The sequence below is a fragment of the Bradyrhizobium sp. P5_C11_2 genome, assembly GCF_054049755.1.
The window spans coordinates 1-6,065 of sequence record NZ_JBFULT010000459.1 but is presented as its reverse complement, the minus strand read 5'-3'; the positions used below and the strand labels follow the sequence as shown (position 1 = coordinate 6,065).

At 65.1% G+C, this 6,065-nt stretch carries 5 protein-coding genes; 2 read left to right on the top strand and 3 right to left on the bottom strand.

Annotated features, from left to right (window positions below):
- Both ACXJL8_RS30995 and ACXJL8_RS30990 read right to left on the bottom strand, forming a co-directional pair.
- A partial coding sequence (locus ACXJL8_RS30995) for a cache domain-containing protein (RefSeq protein WP_456686150.1) occupies positions 1-1,585 on the bottom strand: 1,585 nt, incomplete at its 3' end.
- Positions 1,586-1,760: 175 nt separating this feature from the next.
- Positions 1,761-3,833: an AsmA family protein gene (locus tag ACXJL8_RS30990; RefSeq protein WP_456622340.1), complete on the bottom strand. Its 2,073-nt coding sequence runs from the start codon at positions 3,831-3,833 to the stop codon at positions 1,761-1,763.
- 206 nt (positions 3,834-4,039) lie between these two features.
- Between ACXJL8_RS30990 and ACXJL8_RS30985 the strand changes: the two genes are divergently transcribed.
- Positions 4,040-4,714: a Crp/Fnr family transcriptional regulator gene (locus ACXJL8_RS30985; protein WP_456686149.1), complete on the top strand. Its 675-nt coding sequence runs from the start codon at positions 4,040-4,042 to the stop codon at positions 4,712-4,714.
- A 238-nt stretch (positions 4,715-4,952) separates the two neighbouring features.
- The gene (locus ACXJL8_RS30980; protein ID WP_456686148.1) at positions 4,953-5,243 is read left to right on the top strand and encodes a DUF6881 domain-containing protein; all 291 of its coding nucleotides are present in this window, start codon (positions 4,953-4,955) and stop codon (positions 5,241-5,243) included.
- A 261-nt stretch (positions 5,244-5,504) separates the two neighbouring features.
- Here ACXJL8_RS30980 and ACXJL8_RS30975 read toward each other — a convergent pair whose 3' ends face one another.
- The gene (locus ACXJL8_RS30975) at positions 5,505-5,873 is read right to left on the bottom strand and encodes a hypothetical protein (protein ID WP_456622343.1); all 369 of its coding nucleotides are present in this window, start codon (positions 5,871-5,873) and stop codon (positions 5,505-5,507) included.
- Positions 5,874-6,065: the final 192 nt, after the last annotated feature.

Below are 6,065 nucleotides of genomic sequence, written 5' to 3'. Positions count from 1 at the left end.
TCGCCAGCACCGCCTGGTGCGCGAAGGTGCGCATCAAGGCGGTGACGCTGCTTTCGAACTCGCCGCTGGCGCGGCGCAGCACCACCAGCGAGCCGAGCGTGCCCTGCTGGTCCACCAGCGGCACCACCAGCACCGCGTGGAAGCCGGCTTCGATCGCGGCGTCCCGCAGCGGCTGCTCGGCGGCCTGGTCGAGATCGGGAAGCGCGATCGGCTCGCAGCTCGCCGCCGCATCGCTCAGGATGTTCTGGCCCTCGTCGATCGTGACATGGGCGCCTTCGGCCGATTTGTCGATGCCGCTGGCTTCGACCAGGTTGAACCGGCGCGTTTCGGCATCGTAGCCGTAGATCACCACCGCATCGGCATGGGTGATCTCGATCGCGCGCGCCGCGATCGTCGGCAGCACGGCGTTGAGATCGAGCGAGGAGGCGACCGCGCGGCCGACCTCTTCCAGCACCTTGAGCTCGTTGATCGACTGCGCGAGATCGCGCGTGCGTTCCTCGACCTTGGTCTCCAGGTCCGAATAGGTCTCCTGGATCTGGCCGGCCATGCGGTTGAACTGTCCGGCAAGGTCTTCCAGCTCGTCGGAGGTGTGCACCTCGATGCGATGGCTGAAGTCGCCTTCGCCGAGCTTGTGCGCGCCGTCGCGCAGCGCGGTGATCGGGATGATCATGCGGCGGGCGAGCAGCGTGCCCGCGAGGATCGCGACCATCAGGCCCATGCCGATCAGCAGCGCGATGCGCACGAGCTGGTCGCGGATCGGCGTCAGCGCCTGGGTGGTCGGCTGTTCGAACAGCACGCTCCAGCCGAGTTTCGGCACGACGCTCGCGGCGGTCAGCACCGAATGGCCGTTGAAGTCGGTGCCGGACGTGTCGGGCGCGCGGCCGGGCGCGATGGCGGCGGCGACCTGCGGCAGCTTCGACAGGTCCTTGCCGATGTCGGGCCCCCTCGGCGACGCCGCGAGCACGCGGCCGCGCGGATCCACGACATAGGCGAAGGCGGCCTTGCCGACCTGGGCATCGGACAGGGAGTCGGAGAGGAAGCTGAGATCGATCTCGGCCACGGTGACGCCGGCGTTGAAGCCGGAATGCGCCACCGAGATCGACATGACCGGCCTTTGATCGACGAAATAGGCCGGCGCGTAGCTGACGCCGCGGGCGACGGTGTCGGTGAAGCGCATGTCGCGGGAGAGGTCGGCGTTGCCGCCGGTCGTGGTCGACTGGCGCGAGACGCGCAGCACCTCGCGGCCCTCGCCATTGAGCTGGTACAATTGGGTGACGACGGCGACCTGGTGCAGGAGCTGGGCGTAGTCGGCGCGGCGCTTCTCAAGGGTGTCCTGGCTTGCCCGCGTCACCCAACTGATCTGGCGCTCGAGTTCGGAGACCGATTGCTCGATGCGCCGCGCGGCGGCCTGCGCCTTGTCCTCCAGACCGTCGGTCAGCTGTGTCTTGGTGGCGCGGTAGGAGATCCAGGTCTCCATCGCGCCGTTGACGGCGAGCACGAACACGACGAGGCCGACGAGGGAGACGACGTATTTGGCGAACAAGCCCTCGCGCAGAAACCTGGTCTTGTCGGTCGCCCCTGCCATCCGGATCCTCTCGCGCCGCCATCGACGCTGCGCGCTACGGGCCGTACGGGCCCGACCGCACTTCTACCACAATTTGGGCCGGGGGACCGGCGGAGCGGCCGACGTGGTTACCCGCCGTGGAACGCCTGACGGGCCGGCCGGGTGGTGAATTGTCGCAGGACGCAAGCTCCGTCGATCACCGATTGAAGAGCTGCCGCAGCACGTCGTTCATCGGCTGGCTGTCCTGCTGTGCGGCCGGCGGGTCGTCCTGGGCGGGAGACGCGGGCGAGGCCTGCGGCGCCGGGGTCGACGGCGTTGCGGGCAGGCTGCGGCTGCGGCCGGTACCACCAGTGCTGGTGCCCGTGCCAGTGCCGGTTGCAGCGCCGCCGGAGAGCCCCTGCTGGATCAGGTTGCCGAGCGCCTCGCCCAGCGGGCCGCCGAGCAGATTGTTCTGCCCCGGCTGCTGCGTTTGCGGATTGGCATTGCCTGGGGCGGTACCGCCACCCGGCGCGGCGCCGCCGAGCCCGAGATTGCCAAGGATATTGCCGAGCCCGGCGCCGTCCGGCCCGAACAGGCCTTTGCCCATGTCGCGCAGCTTGGCATAGGCGGCGTCCGGATTGTCGAGCATGCCGGCCATGTCCGGATAGATCCGCGGCTGCGACCAGGAGCCCTGGATCATCACGGGGATGCCGAAGCCGACCGGCTCGGAGGTGCGGCCCTGGCCTTCGGTCGTCATCACGAGCTTCGGCTCGACGCGAAAGCCCATCATCTTGGTGTCGAGTGCGATCGTACCGGCGCCGGTCACGCGCACCAGCGGCCCGATCAAATTGAGATCGGTCGTCACAGCCTGCCCCTTGTCGACGCGGAAGGAGGCGGAGAGCTGCGACAAATCCGTGCTCTGCTCCTGGCTGGGGTTCTGGTTCTCTTGCCAGCCGGACAGCGTGCCTGTCGTGAGCGAACGGATCATCTGCGCGACATTGATGCCGCGGATGGCGCCGTCCTGGAAATTGACGAAGGCGGTGCCCTGCATGTTGGTCATCAGCGCGCGCTGGCTGGTGCCGGCGCTGCGCAGTGCGAGCTTGGCTTGCAGCTTGCCGTCGATCCGGTCGAATTCGGCAAGGCCCTTGAGCAGCGGCAGCGCGCGCACGCCGGTGAGGTCGGAATGCATGGCGAAGCTCGGTGCGCCGCTGGTCGCATCCAGGATCATTTCGCCCGAGACCTGGCCGCCATAGGCGCCGAGATTGGCGGTGCCGGCCTTCAGCACGCCGCCGGCGAGCTTTGCATCGAGTGCGAGCGGCGCAAGGCGCGCCTCGCCGATGACGGCTTCGTTCGCCGATATCCTGATTTGCGCATCGACATAATTGAGCCCGGAGACGTCGATCGGCGCGTTGCTCCAGGGCTGCCCAGATGCACCGTCGGGCGACTTCGCCAGCGGAATCGTCAGCCGCTGGAAGTCGAGATCGACCTTGACCAGCGGCTTGCTCGCGATGTCGACCGAGGCCCAGCCGTTGAACGCGCCATCGCCAAGCGAGCCATTGACGCTGTTGATCATCACGACGGAACCGTTGAGCCGCATCTCGGCATGGCCGGAGAGCTGGGATTTCAGCACGTCGGGCATGTCGATGGCGAAATCGACCGGGATCGTCGGCCGATCGGTCGGCGGTGCGGGCGTGACGGCCTTGATGTCGAATTTGGTCGGATGCTCGCCGACGCGCGCAGTGCCGGTGATGTTGACGTTGCGGTCGCGGCCGGTGACGGCGTCGGCATTGATGGCGCTGATGCGGCTCTCGGTGCGGTCGCGCACGCGGGCGAAGGCGACTTCGCCGTCGATGACCTTGATGCGCTCGATGGTCACGCCATCCATGTCAGGCGCGAGCAGCTTGGGCGACGCTTCGGCGTTCGGCAGGCGCTCGCGCAGCAGCGGCTGGTAGAGCACGGGATGGGTGATGACCAGCTCGGTGATCTTCGGCCGGCCCGACCACGCGCTGGAGAGCGACATGTCGGCCTGCACGCTGTCGATCGTCAGGCGCGTGATGCCGCTGCGATCCTTGGCGTCCTGGAGCGTGAGGTCGTTCAGCGTCACGTTCAGCGTCGGCCACAGGCTGATCCTGGTGGTGCCGTCGATCGACAGGCGGTAACCGGTTGCGTTCTCGACCCGCGACGCAATCGTCGCGGTCAGGAAACCCGACGGGATTCCGATCACCAGGAGAAGTGCGATGACGGCGATCACGGCGGCGACCGCAGCGCCGGCGAATTTCACTATTCTCATGTCGACTTTCCAAACAGGGACAGCGGCGTCGAACCCGGCCGGGCGCATGACCCGCCATTGCCCGTCAGTCTATCCCGGGACGGGAAACCGCTCCAAGCGGCCAAAAATAAACAGGGGATGCTGCAAAGTTATGTGACTTGTGACACACTTCTCCATGGTGAGTTCATGATGTTGATGTTTCCAAGGGTATTGCCGAGGGAATTGAAATGAGCAAGCAGGCCGAATTTGCGGTCATTCTGAAAATGAACCCGATGTTCGCCGATCTCGGCACGGACGAGCTCCAGCGGCTGTCCAATCTTTGCCACACCCAGCATCTGGCGAACGGCGAGGTGCTGTTCCAGAAGGGTGATCCGGGCGACGCGCTGTTCGGCGTGCGCCGTGGCCAAGTCCGCATCGAGACCGGCGCCTCCGACGGCAGCCGGCTGACGCTGAACTTCATGGGTCCCGGCGACCTGTTCGGCGAGGTTGCGGTGCTGGACAGCCAGAGCCGCACCGCGGACGCGACAGCAGGCGAGGTCAGCGAGCTGTTCGTGCTGCGGCGCGAAGATTTCCTCGCCTTCCTCGAGCGGGAGCCTAAGGTCGCGATCAAGATCATCGCGCTGCTCTGTCAGCRCATCCGCTGGCAGAGCGAGCGCATGGAAGAATCCATGCTGCAACCGCTGCCGGTGCGGCTGGCGCGGCGGCTGTGCGCGCTCGCCGCCGATTTCGGCTCCGAGGTGCACATCTCGCAGGAACAGCTCGGCGTTTTCGTCGGCGCGGCCCGCGAGAGCGTCAACCGCCAGCTCCAGGCCTGGCGCAAGGAAGCCATCCTCGATCTCCAGCGCGGCCGCATCCTGCTGCGGAACATGACCAAGCTGACCGCGATCGCGCGGAACGAGTAGAGCGCAGCTAGGGCGTGCACTCATAAATTCGTCGCGTCCGCTTTGCTCTCAGAAGGCGACTTTGAAGCCGACATGACTGCATGTCGGCCTTGGGCCAACAGGCATCACAGGCCAGGCCGGATATAACAGAGGGCGCCTCCCCTACCGGAGACCGCCAAGGCTGACGAAAATGACAAACCACTCGACCCCAGACCTGAATAGCATCAAGTGTTACGGTGGTCGTTGGCCCGATCCTAACGTGCATCCAGACGAGCCGACTTGGATCTATTACGAGGTCGACACCGTAGCGGATGTTGTCTTGCGCACGGTTGACGTCTTCGCTGACGGTCGCATTGAGCGCAACAGCATCGCGCTTGAGGAGCGGAAGGGGAACAGATGTCCATCGCTCGTGGAAGGTCCATTCATCGAGACCGTGCGCAGCATTCCGCTCAATCTCATTACGGCCATTGAATTCGAGCAACTCTGGCAACGGGGGACGGACACGCCGTTTTGGTTCCCAGACGGCTTTCCGAAAACCGTCCAATTCTGAAGTTGCCCGAAGCTTAAGGTCTCCTTCGGGTCAAAGGCGGCAGTGTGGACCTGCGCAGGCCGATGTCCGACCTACTGCTGACAGCGACAGCGGACGTGGCAAATGCTTGAGCGTTGTTTGGCTGCGGGCCAGAAGCGGTCATCAGCTGGCAGACAAGCGCCTGCCTGCCTCCATGCTGACCCACTCAGGACGAGACCCGCTCTCCGGAATGAAACAGACGGCCCATTTGGGGCCGTCTGATTTTGCCTCGGAGCGGAGGACCTATTGGCAGAGATGCCGCAGACCGTCAGCACCCTTGAAATAGGTTCCGGGCCGGCAGACGATGCCGTTGCGAGCGGCGTAGGTGTTCCAGTTGCCGTGCCAGCCCATCTCGCCGGACATGGCAGCGTAGGAATTGCCCCAGCTGCCGACGGTAGTGCCCGCCGCCGCCGGCTGGCGATATGCCGTTCGCCGAGTTGATTGCCCATATCGATAGCCGGTGGGGGTATTCCCGGTTCCAAGACCCGTGCAGCTGGCGAATTCAGCTTGGCATTCGTCCGGATTGGAGAGGGCCGCCTGCGCCAGTGCAGCAGAACTGGACAGGACGGATGCCGCAATAACGACCGCGCCAAGAGCTTTCAGATTTATCATGGCTTCCTCCTTGCGCTTGGACCGTGGCGCACACTGCCACGCCTAGCAGTAGCCTATCGACGTTTGCGAGCCTGACGATGCTACTTCGGCGAAAACTCGCACGGCCGGGATTGGGACTGCTTTGTCCCAGTCCGTTCGTTGATCTAAGTCAAAATAGGAGGTCAAAAATACGTAGGTTGATCAGAGGTATCG